General features: G+C 45.2%; 16 protein-coding genes. 13 read left to right on the forward strand and 3 right to left on the reverse strand.

Annotated features, from left to right (window positions below):
- Window positions 1-16: 16 nt before the first annotated feature.
- Both HUK38_RS11465 and HUK38_RS11470 read right to left on the reverse strand, forming a co-directional pair.
- Window positions 17-688 carry a protein-L-isoaspartate O-methyltransferase family protein gene (locus HUK38_RS11465; protein WP_182584470.1) on the reverse strand — a complete coding sequence of 224 codons (672 nt, stop codon included), beginning with the start codon at window positions 686-688 and terminating at the stop codon, window positions 17-19.
- A 177-nt stretch (window positions 689-865) separates the two neighbouring features.
- Window positions 866-1,045: a hypothetical protein gene (locus HUK38_RS11470; protein ID WP_238787618.1), complete on the reverse strand. Its 180-nt coding sequence runs from the start codon at window positions 1,043-1,045 to the stop codon at window positions 866-868.
- Window positions 1,046-1,271: 226 nt separating this feature from the next.
- Here HUK38_RS11470 and HUK38_RS11475 point away from each other — a divergent pair, with 226 nt between their 5' ends.
- The 11 genes from HUK38_RS11475 (at window position 1,272) to radA (ending at window position 15,276) form a co-directional block, all read left to right on the forward strand.
- Window positions 1,272-1,820, forward strand: a complete 549-nt coding sequence (locus tag HUK38_RS11475) for a glycine cleavage system transcriptional repressor (protein WP_182584472.1) — start codon at window positions 1,272-1,274, stop codon at window positions 1,818-1,820.
- Window positions 1,807-3,711: a DNA helicase RecQ gene (gene recQ / locus HUK38_RS11480; protein WP_338065409.1), complete on the forward strand. Its 1,905-nt coding sequence runs from the start codon at window positions 1,807-1,809 to the stop codon at window positions 3,709-3,711. Before HUK38_RS11475 ends, recQ begins: the two co-directional genes overlap by 14 nt.
- Before the next feature lie 50 nt (window positions 3,712-3,761).
- Window positions 3,762-4,685 carry a lysophospholipid acyltransferase family protein gene (locus HUK38_RS11485; RefSeq protein ID WP_182584473.1) on the forward strand — a complete coding sequence of 308 codons (924 nt, stop codon included), beginning with the start codon at window positions 3,762-3,764 and terminating at the stop codon, window positions 4,683-4,685.
- A gap of 12 nt (window positions 4,686-4,697) precedes the next feature.
- Window positions 4,698-5,669, forward strand: coding sequence for a lysylphosphatidylglycerol synthase transmembrane domain-containing protein (locus tag HUK38_RS11490; RefSeq protein ID WP_182584474.1), 972 nt, complete (start codon window positions 4,698-4,700; stop codon window positions 5,667-5,669).
- Between the two features lie 112 nt (window positions 5,670-5,781).
- Window positions 5,782-6,390 carry an arylesterase gene (locus tag HUK38_RS11495; RefSeq protein ID WP_182584475.1) on the forward strand — a complete coding sequence of 203 codons (609 nt, stop codon included), beginning with the start codon at window positions 5,782-5,784 and terminating at the stop codon, window positions 6,388-6,390.
- Complete coding sequence (locus HUK38_RS11500) at window positions 6,390-7,601, forward strand: exo-beta-N-acetylmuramidase NamZ family protein (protein WP_182584476.1); 1,212 nt, start codon at window positions 6,390-6,392, stop codon at window positions 7,599-7,601. The genes HUK38_RS11495 and HUK38_RS11500 overlap by 1 nt, the downstream gene beginning before the upstream one ends.
- A 119-nt stretch (window positions 7,602-7,720) precedes the next feature.
- Window positions 7,721-8,308 (forward strand): anthranilate synthase component II, encoded by a 588-nt coding sequence (locus tag HUK38_RS11505; protein ID WP_182584477.1) that lies wholly within the window; start codon window positions 7,721-7,723, stop codon window positions 8,306-8,308.
- A 57-nt stretch (window positions 8,309-8,365) separates the two neighbouring features.
- Window positions 8,366-12,142, forward strand: coding sequence for an exodeoxyribonuclease V subunit beta (gene recB, locus HUK38_RS11510; RefSeq protein ID WP_182584478.1), 3,777 nt, complete (start codon window positions 8,366-8,368; stop codon window positions 12,140-12,142).
- A complete protein-coding gene (nagZ, locus tag HUK38_RS11515; protein ID WP_182584479.1) occupies window positions 12,133-13,197 on the forward strand; it encodes a beta-N-acetylhexosaminidase in 1,065 nt (354 codons plus the stop codon). The genes recB and nagZ overlap by 10 nt, the downstream gene beginning before the upstream one ends.
- Before the next feature lie 29 nt (window positions 13,198-13,226).
- Window positions 13,227-13,781 (forward strand): hypoxanthine-guanine phosphoribosyltransferase, encoded by a 555-nt coding sequence (locus HUK38_RS11520; RefSeq protein WP_182584480.1) that lies wholly within the window; start codon window positions 13,227-13,229, stop codon window positions 13,779-13,781.
- 100 nt (window positions 13,782-13,881) lie between these two features.
- Window positions 13,882-15,276 carry a DNA repair protein RadA gene (radA, locus tag HUK38_RS11525; protein WP_182584481.1) on the forward strand — a complete coding sequence of 465 codons (1,395 nt, stop codon included), beginning with the start codon at window positions 13,882-13,884 and terminating at the stop codon, window positions 15,274-15,276.
- 29 nt (window positions 15,277-15,305) lie between these two features.
- Here radA and rsmI read toward each other — a convergent pair whose 3' ends face one another.
- On the reverse strand, window positions 15,306-16,154 hold the full coding sequence (gene rsmI / locus HUK38_RS11530) for a 16S rRNA (cytidine(1402)-2'-O)-methyltransferase (RefSeq protein ID WP_338065410.1): 849 nt from the start codon (window positions 16,152-16,154) through the stop codon (window positions 15,306-15,308).
- Window positions 16,155-16,253: 99 nt separating this feature from the next.
- Between rsmI and lysS the strand changes: the two genes are divergently transcribed.
- Both lysS and HUK38_RS11540 read left to right on the forward strand, forming a co-directional pair.
- Entirely contained in the window at window positions 16,254-17,780 is a 1,527-nt protein-coding gene (gene lysS / locus HUK38_RS11535) for a lysine--tRNA ligase (protein ID WP_182584483.1), read from the forward strand.
- Window positions 17,781-17,803: 23 nt separating this feature from the next.
- Window positions 17,804-18,271, forward strand: a complete 468-nt coding sequence (locus HUK38_RS11540; RefSeq protein ID WP_182727292.1) for a protein YgfX — start codon at window positions 17,804-17,806, stop codon at window positions 18,269-18,271.
- Window position 18,272: the final 1 nt, after the last annotated feature.

An 18,272-nucleotide genomic window follows, 5' to 3' on the forward strand; every position in this document is an offset into this window, starting at 1 on the left:
TTAACAACTCACATGATTAAAAAACGAAACTACCTGGCTGCGGGACGTTACACAGTGGCGGAATGCAGGTTTCAAACAACTGCTGGCGCTGGATGTCGCCGTTAGATAGGCGGGTGATGAGCCACGCTTGCATCAGCGGCGCTTGACCAATTACCACAAATAACCGTCCACCAAGGGTCAATTGTGCGATCAAATACGCGACGGCGGTCTCATCGGGCAGCGAACCGGTGACGGCAATGGCGTCAAAAGGTGCGCCAATAATGGGGGTATCGGCCGCGAAAATGTCGGCAGTTTGCACCGATAACCAGCCCAACTCGTGCGCTGCCAGGCGACTGTAGGCGGTGTCCACCAGCATCGGATTGATGTCCAAACTGCGCACTTGACCCCCCAATTGCGCCAAACAGGCGGTGACATAGCCACTGCCGGTGCCGATTTCCAGCACCTGCTCGCCGGGCTGGACGTTGAGGGCTTGCAACAGGCGGCCAACGATGCGCGGCGGCAACATTGACTGCTCATCACCCAATGGAATTTCAATATCGGCATACGCCAAATTGCGGTAATCGGCGGGGACAAAATCTTCACGCGGGAATGCCGCCAGCACATTCAAAACGCGCTCGTCTAACACCTCCCACGGCCTGACCTGCTGTTCAATCATATTAAACCGCATTTGCTCAAAATTCGTTGTCATGGTGCGTTACACGGAGAAAATCCCGCCTCCTTTGTATTGTCGGTGACACGGTAGTTGTGAAAATAAAACCGCAGGGGCGGCGCAGACCGTGCCGAGTAAAAAATCTAGTAAGGCTACGGACTTTGTTGCCCAGTGGCAAGTCAGCCAGTTGGGAGTGCGCCCGCCGCAAAAAGTCTCTTAATAATACACTTTTTTGTTAAAAAAAACTACCAGCGGTGCGCCGCTCACATCATCACCACGCAATGATAACGCGCTGTTATTTTGCAAAATCATCGCGCATGGATCGAATTGATGAGTAATAAAAACAATGATATTCCCCGGCAACCAATCGGTCATCTTCACAATAAAACACATCATCACTTTACCGGTGCTTACTTGGCAAAATAGGGCACAAACTGAGTTAGAAAATAATAATCGGTTTATCCGCCCGCGTTCCTGATTAAATCAAGTTATTAAATAGACAGCACCAATCGCACCGCCGCCACCTAAATCACCGTGACAGGTCGCGCTGGTATGCGATAATACGCAAAACGCGGCGCGGGTGCCCCTGCGCGTATCCTTGACACCATGACGCTAACTACCCATGAGTACACAAAAAACCTACCTCGTTCTCTCCGCATTGGGCGAAGATCAACCCGGCATCGTCAACCGCCTCTCCCGAGTGATTTTAGAACACGGCTGTAGTATTGAAGACAGCCGCATGACCGTTTTAGGCGATGATTTTGCCGCGATTTTACTCGTCCAAGGCAAATGGAATACGCTCGCTAAAATAGAAAATCTATTGCCAGAATTGCAACGCCAATTGGGATTAACCATTATTAGCAAACGCACCGGCGAACGCAAACAAGTCGGCAATAAAATCCCCTATATTGTTGATGTCGTGGCAATGGATCACCCCGGCATTGTTAATAACCTCGCCAGCTTTTTCGCCGAGCGTGATATTAACATCGAAGACATGTCCACCAATACTTACCCCGCCCCGCATACCGGCACCCCCATGTTCTCTGTTCACATGACCATTGGCATTCCCGCCGATACGCATATTGCCACACTGCGCGAAGAATTCATGGATTATTGCGACGGCTTAAACCTCGACGCGGTATTAGAACCATTCAAAGGTGAATTCGCTTAAATTAGATCAACCCGTCCCAACTGTATTAGCACACATGTCGGCAACCCCACTCACGCTATTACGCCAACATTTCGGTTATCATAGCTTTCGTGGACAACAAGCCGCGATCCTTGCCCATGTGTGCGCCGGTGGTGATGCCATTGTTTTAATGCCCACCGGCAGTGGCAAATCACTTTGCTATCAATTACCTGCATTACTCCGTCCAGGCACCGCAATTGTCATTTCCCCCCTCATCGCGTTAATGCAAAATCAAGTTGACGCATTACGTCAAGCCGGCATCCGCGCCGCCTTTCTTAATTCCAGTTTAACCCCCACCCAAGCCCGCGCCGTTGAACACGCCTTTATTCAACAACAATTAGATTTATTATACCTCGCGCCCGAACGCATCCTCACCGAACACACCCTCACGTTATTAAAAAAAGTTCCACTCAGTTTAGTAGCAATTGACGAAGCCCACTGCGTATCACAATGGGGACATGACTTCCGCCCCGACTATCTCCAATTAGAACAACTTCGCAGTTTATTACCGCTACACATTCCCTGGTTAGCCCTCACCGCTACCGCCGATGAATTAACCCGTTTAGACATTCGCCAACGACTCGGCTTACAAACCGCCCAACTATTCATTAGCGGATTTGATCGCCCCAACATCCACTATCAAATCCACCAATACAGCAACGCCCGCAGTCAACTATGGCGTTTTTTAAACACACACCATTCCAATCACGCCGGCATTGTCTATTGCTTATCGCGTAAAAAAACTGAAGATGTCGCCACCTGGTTAACCGAACACGGCCGCTGTGCATTACCCTATCATGCCGGTTTATCAACCATCATGCGCAGTCAACATCAAGCGCGTTTTTTACAAGAAGACGGCATCATCATTGTCGCCACCATTGCCTTTGGTATGGGTATTGATAAACCCGACGTGCGCTTTGTCGCCCATTTAGATTTACCCAAAAGTATTGAAGCCTATTATCAAGAAACTGGCCGTGCAGGGCGTGACGGACAACCCGCTGATGCATGGTTATCATACAGTACATACGGCATTTCATTACTGCGCAAATTCATTGAAGATTCGCACGCTGATGAACAACAAAAACAAATAGAACGCGGCAAATTAGACACGTTAATTGGTTTATGCGAAGCAACCACTTGTCGCCGTCATATCCTATTATCGTATTTCGGTGATAACACCCCGCCCACCTGCGGTTATTGCGATAATTGCCAAAACCCACCACAAACGTGGGATGCTACTCTACCTGCCCAACAAGCGTTATCCGCAGTTCATCGCACTGGCAGCCGCTTCGGTGTGAATTATCTTATTGATGTTTTATGCGCAAACGACAAGGAGCCGCGTATTGAACAATACGGACATCATCAATTAAAAGTCTATGGTTTAGGGCGCGATCTTGATCCACAACAATGGCGATCTATTTTTCGCCAATTGATTGTGCGCGGTTTAGTTAAAGTAGATGTCACGCAACACAACAGTCTACATTTAACCGAAAAAGCCCGTCCGGTGTTGCGCGGTGAACAAGCATTGTTATTACGCCAAGACTCATTACCCATTAAATCAAAACGCCAGCCACGGCGCGAGCGGCAGCGCACTCGTACCTCCGTCAATGTATTCACCGCCAATTTCACCCCCGCCGATCAAGCATTATGGCAAGCATTAACGCAATTGCGGCGTGAATTAGCACAAGAGCAAGATGTGCCAGCCTATGTCATTTTTCACGACGCATTATTAGCGCGCATGGTATTAGAACGGCCGAATAATTTTGCCGAATTAGCGCAATTAAGCGGCATGGGTGAATATAAATTGACGCATTATGGCAATGCCTGCCTTGACATCATCCGTCAATTCGACACACCTAATCAGTTGACATGATAAACTCATGCAGCAAATCAGTGTTCAATACTTCTAAATGATTAAATTTAATGACCAGTGCGACTAGAACAGTATTGTTGACATTAAAACACTGGCCAACTTGGCTGCTCATTGGGTTATTACGCTTACTCGTTTATCTACCCTTTCCAATTCTTGCATTATGCGGTTACAGCATCGGACAGGTACTATACTTTTTTAATCGCCGCCGCCGACATGTCGCACTAACCAATATTCGATTTTGTTTGCCCGAATTAAATGAAAAACAACGGCGCCGTTTAATTCGCCAACACTTTGGCTATCTTGGTCAAGCCGCAGTCTGTCAGGGAATAAGTTGGTATAGTTCACGCCGCCGCTTATCTCGCATTGTGCGTATTAAAAATCGCGCTATTATTGACACTTATCTCGCACAACAACAACCCATTATTGTATTAGTACCGCACTTTATTGGATTAGAACTCGGCGGCACCGCATTCACCGCATTAGTTCACTCTGGAATGTACATGTATCAACGCTTGCGCAATCCAATCATTGATGGACAAGTCAAATATGGTCGCACCCGATTCGGCAGTATACCAATTGAACGTCATGCCAAATTGCGCCCTGTATTACGCGAATTAAAACGCGGTACTCCCCTATTTTATTTACCAGATCAGGATGCCGGCAAACGGCGTGGTGTATTCGTGCCATTTTGCGGTATGCCCGCCGCAACTGTGCCGACATTAGGGCGTTTAGCACAATTATCTAAAGCGCGTATCATTCCCGCGTATGCACGTTTTTTACCCTGGGGAATGGGATTAGAATTACGCTTTGGTGACGCATTATTAGACATTCCCAGCGGGGATGACATTGCCGATGCAGCGCGTATGAATCAATTGATTGAAGCGGAATTGCATACCATGCCGGCACAGTATTTTTGGGTGCATCGTCGCTTCAAAACCCGCCCGCCCGGCACAGCAGCAGTGTATTCATATTGAGATTAAAAATAGATGTTTCATTTTAACCGTCAAGCATCACCGCCGACGTCAGCCCCCGCCCACCCATTACAGCGTCACCGCCGCCGTGATTGGTTCATTGGCAGTGCATTGCTCTTTAGTTTAATCATTCTCGTCGAATATGCCATTGGTTGGAGTCAATTACTCACTCCCTGGCGCACTCTTCCATTATCAACAATTTTCATTCTATTCGGATGTATGGCGATCAGTTACACCTTGCGAGCGGTGCGTATTTATGACGATTTTTATTCGCTCATGCGCAGACGTTTTAAAACAACTTTGCGCTTATCTATTCTGCACACAACCGCCAATGTATTATTACCCATGCGATTAGGTGAAGTCGTTTTTCCCTGGCTTATGCAGCGGTATTTTAATCACAATATCTTTGCTGCCGGCGCATCACTTATTTGGATTCGTTTGCTTGACCTGCATTTTTTAGCACTCACTGGTTTATTCATTCTGTGGTTAGTTCAACCCTCGTGGTTATGGATATTTGCCATTTTATTGTGGCTATTCTTATTATTAGCACAGCGGTGGATTGCCAGTTTTGGTCAACGTTGGCGTGGACAAATTGTGCTTAACTATTGGCAACGTGGTGTGTTATTAATCGCCAATGCGGCGCCAGATGACACGATAAAAATGATTCGTCTTTATGTATGGACAGCGTTGAGTTGGATCACAAAATTCATCGCATTTACAACCGTATTGCAACACTTTTTACCGATCACTTTTTGGCAGGTACTCACTGGAGTCATTGGCGCAGAATTATCATCCGTGTTACCATTTCATGGAATCGCAGGCGCTGGTTCTTATGAGTTAGCACTGGTCGCTGCTGTATTGCCTTTAGGTATTAAAGCCACCGCCGCACTGGCGGGCGCTGTTAATTTGCATTTATTTATGCTAAGTTCAAGTATTTTACTTGGGTTGTTGGCGTTATTATTGCGGGTACAGCGAGCAAATGATTAAAATAGCACACAACTTATTTCGTTATCCATTAACACTAATGCGCACAACAGTATCAATCCAACCCGTTTTATTGATTGTATTATGGTTGACAATCTTATTCTCACATGCACCGATGGCAAAAAATTGGTCTGATAAAGAACAATCGGCAACCGTTTTAGTGTTGGGTGATAGTTTAAGTGCTGCATACGGTTTTTCAATTGAGCGTAGCTGGGTAGCATTATTGCAAAACCGGTTAACCCAATTGCAATTACCTTATCAAGTTATTAACGCCAGTGTTTCTGGTGAAACTACCGCAGGGGGAATCACTCGTTTGCCTGGTTTAATTGCCCAAAATCAACCGCGATGGGTTTTAATTGCACTTGGTGCAAATGATGGTTTGCGTGGTACATCACTACAACAAATTCAATTGGGGTTAGAGCGTTTAATTCAGTTAACGCATAGCAATGGTGCGCAAGTTGTGTTAATTGGTGTACGTTTGCCACCCAATTATGGAGTTGATTACACCGAAGGTTTTCAGCGCCTATATCCCACAATCGCGGCCAATATGCGGGTTGCGTTAATTCCTGATTTATTAACCGGCGTTGCGGATAATTGGCAATTGATGCAAGCGGATGGATTACACCCAACCGCCACCGCGCAACCAATCATATTCAATACAGTTTGGTCGAAATTGCAATCTCTATTAACACTGCCGCCGGTGCAAACGTCAGGAACACGCTAATGCAATTGGGAATAGACCGCCTGCTAAATGATGTGCATCTCAGATCAGCATTACGCGGGCGGCGGCTTGCGTTATTAGCGCATCCGGCATCAGTGAATCATATTGGGCGTCATACACTCGACGCCCTAATGACATTTGGTAATCGGGGTGATTTGCATTTAACCGCCGCATTCGGGCCGCAACATGGAATGCGCGGTGATAAACAAGATAATATGGTCGAATCAGAAGACATGGTTGATCCGCTTTATCAAATCCCCGTGTATAGTCTTTATGGCGAGGTGCGTTACCCAACCGCGGAAATGCTGGATTGTTTTGATGTACTGTTAATAGATTTACAAGACATTGGTACGCGCATTTATACTTATGTGACGACCTTAGTGTATTTATTGAAAGCCTGCGCTCATGCTAATAAAGCAGTGTGGATTTTAGACCGTCCTAATCCAATTGGGCGGCCGATTGAAGGTAATGTATTAAAATCAGGCTGGGAAAGTTTTGTTGGTGCGGCACCAATTCCAATGCGGCACGGATTAACACTCGGTGAGTTAGCCCAGTGGTTTATTGACCAGCATCATTTGGAATTAGAATTGCGCGTCATTGCATTAGGTGATTATTACCCAGAAGCAGCGCCAGGCTATGGTTGGCCAACTTATGAACTGGCATGGGTAAACCCCAGTCCTAATGCAGCCAGTTTGAATATGGCGCGCTGTTTTCCCGGTACCGTGTTAATTGAAGGAACGACTTTATCAGAAGGGCGTGGCACGACTCGTCCATTGGAACTAATTGGCGCACCAGACATTGATATTTACCGCGTATTAAAACGGATGGAGTCGTTACAGGCGAACTGGTTAGAAGGATGTCTCATTCGCTATTGTCATTTTACCCCGATGTTTCAAAAGCATAGCGGCGCCTTGTGCAACGGCTTCCAGATTCATACTGATACTGAATATTACCAATACTATCAATTCCGCCCATATCGGTTAATTGCATTATTCTTAAAAGCACTGCGCCTAGAATATCCTGATTATTCCATTTGGCGGCATTTCACTTACGAATACGAAACCCATCGCTTGGCGATTGATTTGTTGAGCGGTAGTGATTTTTTGCGGACATGGGTGGATGATAACCAAGCACAAGTTGCCGACCTTGAAGCCTATCTATTGCCTGATGAACTCAGTTGGATGAAACAGCGCCAGTCATTCTTAGCATATTAATGGTTTGATTCGCGTGGTTATCAATCATTGCCGCAAAGATTAATAAATGCACGAGTGACAGTTAAACCAATAATCTGTAATTAACAATATGAAAGAACCGCTACAGGTATAAACTCATTATGTTACTAATGATTGATAATTATGATTCCTTCACTTATAACCTCGTGCAATATTTTGGTGAATTAGGTGTCGAAGTCAAAGTATTGCGTAATGATGAGGTCAATGTCACACAAGCATTAGCTTATCATCCACAGCATATTGTCATTTCTCCCGGTCCCTGCACACCCAATGAGGCCGGAATTTCATTACCACTTATTCAAACTGCAATGGTGCAATCTATTCCACTACTCGGTGTGTGTTTAGGCCATCAATCAATTGGTCAGGCCTGCGGTGGTCAGGTGATTCGTGCCCACACGGTGATGCACGGCAAAACTTCACTCATTCATCATGCCGGTGCTGGCATCTTTGCTGAATTGACGCAACCCTTTACCGCCACGCGCTATCATTCGTTAGTTATTGACCGCTTGCAATTACCAACAGAATTAGAAATGACCGCATGGACATGCACTGATAATGGTGAAATAGATGAGATCATGGGTATTCAACACCGCGATTTACCAATACATGGCGTGCAATTTCATCCCGAATCTATTTTAAGTGAACATGGACATGCGCTTTTGCGCCATTTTTTAGCTGTGACCGTTTAGTTGCCAAATAGCATGGTATGAATGCCTTTTAATTATTATTCTACAATTCAAATGTGCATGACTACAATCACTCGTCTTGATCCCCTCACATTTCCACTCAGTGGCTCGCGGCTAATTGAAGCCAGCGCTGGCACGGGTAAAACTTTTACACTGGCTTTTTTGTATTTACGTTTAATCCTACAACACGGTCAAATTCACGCCTATCATCGCCCGTTATTTCCACCGGAGATTTTAGTTGTCACATTCACCAATGCCGCAACGAATGAATTGCGCGATAAAATTCGGCGACGTTTAGTTGAAGCTGCTGCGGTCTTACGCTATCAATATGCGGATCATCAAATTGATCCGTTGCTATTACAATTGCGTGAAGAATTAAAACAACAAGCAATAGAAGATGGCTGTGAACTATCCAGTTATGCGCGGCGTTTAGATCAAGCAGCGGCGTGGATGGATGAATCAGCGATTTCCACTATTCATGCCTGGTGTCATCGTATGTTACAAGAACATGCGTTTATGACTGGACACGCTTTCAATCAAATGCTTGAACAAGATCAAAGTGTTTTATTACAACAAGCAATAGAAGATTATTGGCGAAATTTTTGTGTTCCTTTACCCATCGAGCAACTAGAGTTATTTAAACAACATTGGAAAACCTTGACCGATTTGCGCCGCGCAATTCAATCTGTTTTACCGTTTACAGAACAAATTCCAATTAGTTTAACACCACCAGAACAATTGTTTAATCAATACATTACACAACATCGACAGGCGCTTGCCGCAATTAAACAGGCATGGCGTGAACAAGGCTGGATTGACCAACTTGCCACCTTGTTTGAAGATGCTTATCAACAACATTTATTTAATAGAAACCAACTCAACCAAACCAATCGTCGTGGCGTCATTTCAGCATTACGTCAATGGTTAGAAAACGACGCACAGGTCTGGCCTGACAAATCAAATAATAAGACATGGCGCTATATGTCGTCAGCTGGTGTCATGGACATTTGGATAGTTCCAAATCAAGCACCGGTGAATCATCCAGCCTGTCAAGCCTTGACACAATTATCAACTCAATTAGCTGAACTGCCCACTGTATCAAAAGAATCATTATTAGCTCATGCGCTACATTGGATAAAAGCGCGTATTGAACGCGAACAACGTCAACGGTCAGAATTAGGTCAACATGATTTATTAATTCGTTTAGCCGCCGCATTACAATCCGAACACGGCTCAGCATTAGCTGCGTTGATTCGTCAACAATTTCCAGTTGCATTAGTTGATGAATTTCAAGATACCGACCCGGTGCAGTATCGTATTTTTGATGCAATTTATCGTATTAACCAATGCGATGCTGCGACGGGGTTCTTTATGATTGGCGACCCTAAACAGGCGATTTATGCGTTTCGCGGCGCTGACATCTACACTTATTTAATGGCACGACGCGCTACTGATGGGCGCCATTACACCTTAAATGTTAATTATCGCTCTAGTGCGTCTTTAATAGCCGCGATCAATATACTTTTTAATTATGGTGAACAAGCATTACCGCACGGGGCATTTCGATTTCGTAATACGGATGATCCTGACAATCCGCTCCCTTTTTATACCGTTGAACCCAGTCCAATGGCAGAAAATATGGCGCTGTGGATAGATCAACAACCCAGTCCGCCATTACAAATTTGGTTATTAGAGAGCGCTAAAATTATTACAAAATCGCGTTATCAAGAGCAAATGGCACAGGCGACAGCGCGTACCATTGCACAATTGTTAATTTGGGGACGGCAGGGGCGAGCGCAATTATTAACTGACGGTACTGAATTAACTCGCCGCCCGCTCTGTGCGAGTGATGTTGCAGTGTTGGTCAATAATCGGCAAGAGGCAGATCACGTTCGTACTGCTTTACAGCAATTAGGTATTGCATCAGTTTATTTATCAGAACGCAGCAGTGTATTTGACACCGCGCTTGCGGAGCAACTGTTTATTGTATTAAATGCCATTGCCACACCGTTTGACGAATCGTTATTACGCCAAGCATTAGCCACGCCTTTAATGAGTTTAACATTACAGGATTTAGAACAATTAAATCAGGACGAGTGGTATTGGGAACATCAAGTTGAGCGCTTTCATACTTACTACATCATTTGGCAACAGCGGGGCATTTTACCCGCGCTTTATCAACTGATTGGCGATTATAGTGTGGCAATAAAACTATTAACAAAAACTGACGGTGAACGTCAACTCACGGATTTATTACATTTAGGCGAGCTATTACAAACCACTAGTCAAACATTAGATGGTTTACATTCAGTGTTGCGTTATTTTTCGACAGCGATCACAGAGGCAAAACACTCATATAATATGGCAGCTGACGAACAGCAAATGCGTTTAGAAAGTGATGCCCAATTAGTCAAGATCGTGACAATTCATAAAGCAAAAGGATTAGAATACCCGTTAGTTTTTTTACCGTTTATTCTCGCTTGTCATCCCAAAAAAGCGACTGATATTCCATTGATTACACACGATGCGCAATACCAAATGCACGTCCATCTTCATTCAACTGAAAACATTTTTAATCAAGCCGATCAAGAACGTTTGAGTGAAGATGTGCGTAAATTATACGTTGCCATAACACGCGCTAAAGTCGGCTTATGGCTAGGGATTGCAAATATTGCTGAATTATCTCAGTCGGCGTTGAGCTATTTATTAGCACTCAATTCAAATAACTTGCAAGAACAATTTACCGCTTTTCAATCTCATATCACGCTCACACCGCCGCCTGATACCGACTTGACCGTGCGTGATGATGTCACATCCGCCGCGCTCACCCCCGCACGCGCCGTGTTCATGCCGCCGCTGCCCAGTTGGCATATTGCTAGTTATAGTTCCCTAAAATATTCGACAATACAACAACTTGACTTACAAGCTTCCACCACTGCCGAGCAAGAAACCGCATGGGAAGCGCAGCGAGTGGACGCCGCCGATGCGCGTTCTGATGTCGCGCTCACGCCGCAACAATACATAGCATCATCGCTACACACCCTGCCGCGTGGCAGCCAAGTTGGCACATTTTTACACAGCTTATTGGAATGGGCGGCAGCGCAGCGTATTATGACAGATAGTGGACAATTATTATCGGGTTATGCCGCTGCTGTGTATGCCGCGTCATTACGCCAAACAATGATAATTGAGCGTTGTTCATTGCGCGGATTAAATGATTGGATCGAGCCACTCGATCAATGGTTAACCGCATTTCTTCAGCGGCGCTGGCAACTATCTAATTTGCCAGACTATAATGGACAAATCCCACAATTTTCATTCGCTGATTTATCATCTCATGCTATACAAATCGAAATGGAATTTTGGTTAGAAAGCTGTCACGTTCAAATAGAAATACTTGACAGGTTAATACAGCAAGCCATCTGTACCGGACAGCCTCGTCCGTCACTTGTGCCGCGCCAATTAAATGGCATGTTAAAAGGGTTTATTGATCTCGTATTTGAATATAACGGGCGGTACTATATTGTGGACTGGAAATCTAATTGGCTCGGCGCTGATGATAATGCCTATACCGAAACGGCAATGCGCGATACCGTTTTACACGCCCGTTATGATGTGCAATATGTGTTGTATCTATTAGCACTACATCGCTTATTATGTCTTAAACTTGCCGATTATGAATACGAGCGTCATATTGGTGGAGTCATTTATGTATTCTTGCGTGGCACAACGAGTGCCAGCCAAGGATTATTTATGGATCGGCCATCATCGCAATTGATGACGACACTCGATCATTTATTTAACAATCAACCCGTTGCTGCTGTGCCATGTGTGTAGATACCGTTCCTGGTCCGATCATGCTTGACCTCGCCACTATTGAATTAACCGCTGAAGATAAAGAATTATTAGCGCATCCAGCCGTCGGTGGCGTCATTCTATTTGCGCGCAATGCAGTTGAACCAACGCAATTAAATGCGTTAACCACTGCAATTCGTACTGCGGCAAAACAACCATTATTAATTGCGGTGGATCAAGAAGGCGGACGAGTACAACGGTTTCATCAAGGTTTCACACGCCTACCATCTGCCGCTACTTTTGGTCGTGCCTATCAACGTAATCCCAATCATGCAACAGCGGCAGCAACAGCAGTGGCGTGGTTATTAGCCACTGAATTACGCGCCGTTGGAATTGATTTTAGTTTTGCACCAGTATTGGATTTAGATTATGGAATAAGCACCGTCATTGGGGATCGCGCTTTTGCGAATGATCCAGCAACAGTGAGCGCAATAGGATTAGCATGGTTAGCGGGATTACATGCTGTTGGCATGGCGGGATGTGGAAAACATTTTCCCGGTCATGGCAGCGTCAGTGCTGATTCTCATACTGCATTACCAATTGATTCACGCCCCTATGCTGTCATTGCTAAAAATGATTTAGTGCCATTCAAACAAACCATTATGGCTGGATTAGATGCAATTATGCCAGCGCATGTTGTTTATTCAGATGTGGATGAACTGCCGGCGAGTTTATCACCCATTTGGTTAAAACAGATTTTGCGTCAACAAATTGGATTTAGCGGCGCAATATTCAGTGATGATTTAAGTATGGCGGCCGCCGCTGCTGGGGGCGATTATATTGAACGTGCTCATGCTGCATTAAGCGCAGGATGCGACATGATTTTAGTTTGTAATAATCGTGATGCCGCAATTACGATTGTTGATGCGTTGGGTGATCCGCAAATATTAATAGAAAATTGGTCAACATCGGCGATGCGCTTGACACATTTGCGCGGTAGTGCGCCAATTAACATCGGGGATGAACTGGCGCAAAGGCGGCGGGCATTAGCTATGATTACGCATTTAGACGATGACGATAGTCATGTATTACCGTAAATAATTCTTTATTCAAAGTGGAGCAACACATGACCCCAGAAACCTATCGTGGTGTGCTAGAACGTGCCGAATGTTTAATTTCCTGTGAGCAAGTGGAAGCCGCACTTGATCGCATGGCAGAACAATTAACTGTGCAATTGCACGATAAAGACCCAATTGTATTAGCGGTGATGACCGGCGGAATTGTTACCGCCGGTTTATTATTACCGCGTTTGCCATTTGCATTGCGCTTAAATTATATTCATGCCACGCGCTATCGTGATACCACTTCGGGTGGCACGATTGAATGGCGACATCGTCCGGGTACAATAATTCAGGGTGAAAATATTTTAGTGGTGGATGATATTTTTGATGAAGGAGACACCTTAACAACCGTTGTCAATGCCTGCCATGAAGATGGCGCCGCGGCTGTGACGAGCGCGGTATTGGTAGAAAAAAATCGTTCCCGTACCTGTACTTATCGTCCTGATGTGATTGGATTGGTTACGCCCAATCGTTATTTGATTGGTTACGGTTTGGATTATCATGGTTATTTCCGCAATGCTGCTGGTATTTATGCCATTGCCGATACGGATATTGATTAAAACGATTATATTTGTCGCAACGGCAATTGAAAAAATAAGAATTGAATGCTTAAATGTCAGGTTAAGTGATCGAGTGTACTGCAATTAACAGGCGACGCGAGTGAATAAAAAAATCACAGGATTTGTTTGCAACGCTTGCGGGGTGCAGTTATCAAAATGGAGTGGTCAATGCCCCGATTGTGGCGGGTGGAATACGATTAGTGAAACCCCCGCTTTTTCACCGCCCGCATCAATTAAACACCGCGCCGGTGGCTATTCGGGTATCGGATTAAGCACCCGCGCAATCGTGCAAGATTTAGCCGATTTACCGGTACAGGCTGAAAGCCGTATTCCCAGCGGCATTGATGAATTAGACCGGGTATTGGGCGGCGGATTAGTCCCAGGGTCGGTGGTATTGATTGGTGGCGATCCAGGAATTGGAAAATCAACTTTATTATTACAAGCATGCGCCACCTTTGCCGATAGTCCGGCGGCACAAACCATTGCACCACCGGTATTATATGTGAGTGGTGAAGAATCAGCACAGCAAGTGAAATTGCGCGCTCATCGCCTCGGTTTATTACAACCGCGTATTCGATTATTAACCGAAACCTGCGTTGAACACATTATTGCTATTGCCATTGCCGAGCGCCCGCAGGTATTAGTGATTGATTCAATTCAAACACTATTCGTGGAAGAATTATCTTCCGCCCCCGGCTCGGTCGCGCAAGTACGAGAAAGTGCCGCACGATTAGTACGTTACGCCAAAAATGGCATGACCACAGTCTTCCTCGTCGGGCATGTCACCAAAGAAGGGGCGCTCGCCGGCCCGCGTGTATTGGAACACATGGTTGATACAGTATTGTATTTTGAGGGCGAACCCGGCAGCGCCCATCGGCTCGTGCGAGCGGTGAAAAATCGCTTCGGGGCGGTCAACGAATTGGGCGTATTTGCGATGACTGACAAGGGGTTACGTCAAGTGACTAACCCGTCGGCGATCTTTTTATCCCGCCACAGCAGCGCCGTTTCGGGGTCGGCAATTCTTGTCACCCGCGAGGGCACCCGCCCATTATTAGTAGAAATCCAAGCATTAGTGGATGAAAGTCCATTAGCTAATCCGCGCCGTATTGCCGTTGGATTGGATCAAAACCGCTTGGCAATGTTATTAGCCGTATTGCATCGTCACGGTGGTGTGGCAATGTTTGGGCGCGATGTATTTGTTAATGCAGTGGGCGGGGTGCGTATTACCGAAACGGCGGCGGATTTAGCATTAGTATTAGCTATCCTATCCAGCGAACGGGATTGTCCATTACCCCCGCAATTAGCCGTATTCGGTGAAATTGGATTATCAGGTGAAATTCGTCCAGTGCCAAATGGTGCAGATCGCTTGCGCGAGGCAGCCAAACACGGTATGAAACAGGCAATTGTACCAATAGCAAATGTGCCAAAAGAAGGGGTTGCGGGATTAGAAATTCATGCCGTTGGGTCATTACGTCAAGCAATGGAAATTATTTAAATAACTTCTGGGATTGCTGAACGATAAAGCTATGATTGCTGTATGGAAAGCGCTTCACGATACAGTGCATTGCGGCTACCACCGGTGATTTGAGCGGTTAATGCAGTTGCTTGTTTTACTGGTAATTCAGCTATTAAAATGCGTAAAATTCGCTGCTGTTCTTGCAAAGTTTGTTGATTCACATCAGCCGCAGCACCGGCAATGATTAACACTAATTCACCGAGTTGTTGTTCTGGATTAGAAGTAATGAGTTGGGCTAATTCATCCAGACTGCCATGCAAAAAGGTTTCAAATTGTTTGGTCAATTCCCGCGCAATGACTACTTGGCGTTGATGACCAAAAACATGCGCAATATCAGTCAAGGTTGCGACAATACGTTTGCCACTTTCATAGCACACCAGCGTGCCGGGTTCATTAATAAAACTCATTGCCCAAGTGTGGCGTTGCGATGTAGTACGCGGTGGAAAACCCAGAAATAAAAACCGATCAGTGGGCAGTCCGGCCGCCGATAATGCACAAATGATTGCATTCGCGCCGGGAATTGGCACAACGGGTAAGTGCTGCGCCCGCGCTGTGCGCACGAGAATAAAGCCCGGGTCATTAATTAACGGGGTGCCGGCGTCACTAATTAACGCAACATTTTGGCCAGTTTTAAGACAGTCAATGAGCTGTTGCGTGGCAGTAATTTCATTATGATCATGATACGCAAATAACGGCGTGTTAATACCAAATCTGGCTAATAAATGCCGACTGTGTCTGGTATCCTCGCAGGCAATAAGATCAACCGTTTTCAATACCTGCTGCGCCCGCTCTGTTATGTCAGTTAAATTGCCAATCGGCGTGGCGACAATGTAAAGCGTACCGATTGAATTAGACACAGGTATTTCTCCAAAATAACGATGGTAACTTGGTAGCAAGGATACCATTATTTAAACTATTTTTAACCATTGCAACTGAAAAATAACGAGTTTTGCACTATGAATCATGTTAATCCTGAATCGGATCAAGAACAAAATAGCCCGATTGCCGATGAAAACAAGTTAATTGCTCAACGCCGTGAAAAATTGACTCAACGGCGCACACATGGCATTGCATTTCCGAATGATTTTCGCCGTGATGCGTTGGCGAATGAATTACTCACAACCTATGCTAATCACACCGCTGAAGCATTAGAAACACAAAACATTCAAGTCAAAATTGCGGGGCGTTTGATGAGTCGGCGTATTATGGGAAAAGCCAGTTTTTCCCATTTGCAAGATATGTCCGGGCGTATCCAGTTATTTATTCAACGTGATTTAGTGGGTGAAGAGATTTACGCCTGGTATAAAAAAGACCTTGATATTGGCGATATTTGTGGCGCCGAAGGGCGTTTATTTCGCACCAAAACTGGCGAATTATCTATTAAAGTTGAGCAACTCCATTTATTAACCAAATCATTACGCCCCTTGCCGGAAAAGTTTCATGGTCTTGCCGATCAAGAGAGTCGTTATCGCCAACGGTATCTCGATCTTATTATGAATGAAACAACGCGCACCACCTTTCAGATGCGCAGCCGTATTATTAGTTTCATTCGCAGTTATTTAGATCAACTAGGCTTTCTTGAAGTCGAAACCCCGATGATGCAACCGATTCCTGGCGGTGCATTAGCGCGGCCATTCATTACGCATCATAATGCACTCAATATGCCGTTATTTTTGCGCATCGCGCCGGAGTTATACCTTAAACGCCTAGTCGTTGGCGGATTTGAACGGGTGTATGAGATTAATCGCAATTTTCGGAATGAAGGTTTATCTACACGTCATAATCCCGAATTTACGATGCTAGAGTTTTATCAAGCGTATGCAGATTATCACGATTTAATGGATTTGACTGAAGTATTGTTGCGCAATTTGGCATTATCTATTCTCGGCACAACCACGCTATCCTATCAGGGTGAACAGTTTGATTTTAATCAACCATTCACACGGCTGACCGTGCGTGACGCATTATTAACTTTTAATTCCGATTGGTCGGCGTCAACTGTAGATCATTTTGATACCTTACGCAATTTAGCTACTCAACACGGTATTGCAATACAGCCGCATGATGAATTAGGTCATTTGCAAATCGCGTTATTTGAAAAAACCGTTGAACCATCCCTGCGTCTGCCCACTTTTATTACTGCTTATCCCACCGTTGTTTCACCGTTAGCGCGGCGTAATGATACCGATCCAACCGTGACTGATCGCTTTGAATTATTTATTGCCGGGCGTGAAATAGCGAATGGGTTTTCGGAATTGAATGACCCGGAAGATCAAGCCGAACGTTTTGCGCATCAAGTGGCTGCAAAAGATGCCGGCGACCATGAGGCAATGCACTTTGATGCTGATTATATTCGCGCTTTAGAGCATGGTTTACCACCGACTGCGGGTGAAGGAATTGGGATTGATCGGCTCACCATGTTATTTGCCGATGCGCCGTCTATTCGGGATGTGTTGTTATTTCCACATTTGCGCCCAGAATAAATCATTCTATGGCAAACTAATCAATGCCGTCACAGCAACTGAATACCGCTTTTGCATTGCGTTTACGGGTCTCATGGTGTTTATTATATTGCGTGAATTTTCTACACGCGACAACGGTATTAATTCTGTGGTTATCTCCGACATCATTTTTTTGGCATATCTTTTTAACCGCACTCATTATCGCCAGCGCCTGGTGGACGCTCCGTTATCAAGTGTTTTTCTATATGCCCTGGTCAATTATTAAAATCGGTTGGACAGGTCAAGATTGGCAATTAGAATTGTCAAATGGTGCAATTGTACCAGCCCAATTATTGCCAAGCACCATCATGACAGTGCCGCTAGTATTATTGCATTTTCGCTGCGGCCGCTGGTGCAGGCGATCTTTAATCCTATGTCCTGATAGCTTGGGCAAAGATGAATTAAGACAACTGCGATTTTGGTTACGATTTCATTCTAGTTTAAAACACGATTTAGACAAAAAGGGTAGTTAAA

It is taken from the genome of Thiospirillum jenense (assembly GCF_014145225.1).
In the GTDB taxonomy this organism is placed as follows: Bacteria; Pseudomonadota; Gammaproteobacteria; order Chromatiales; family Chromatiaceae; genus Thiospirillum; species Thiospirillum jenense.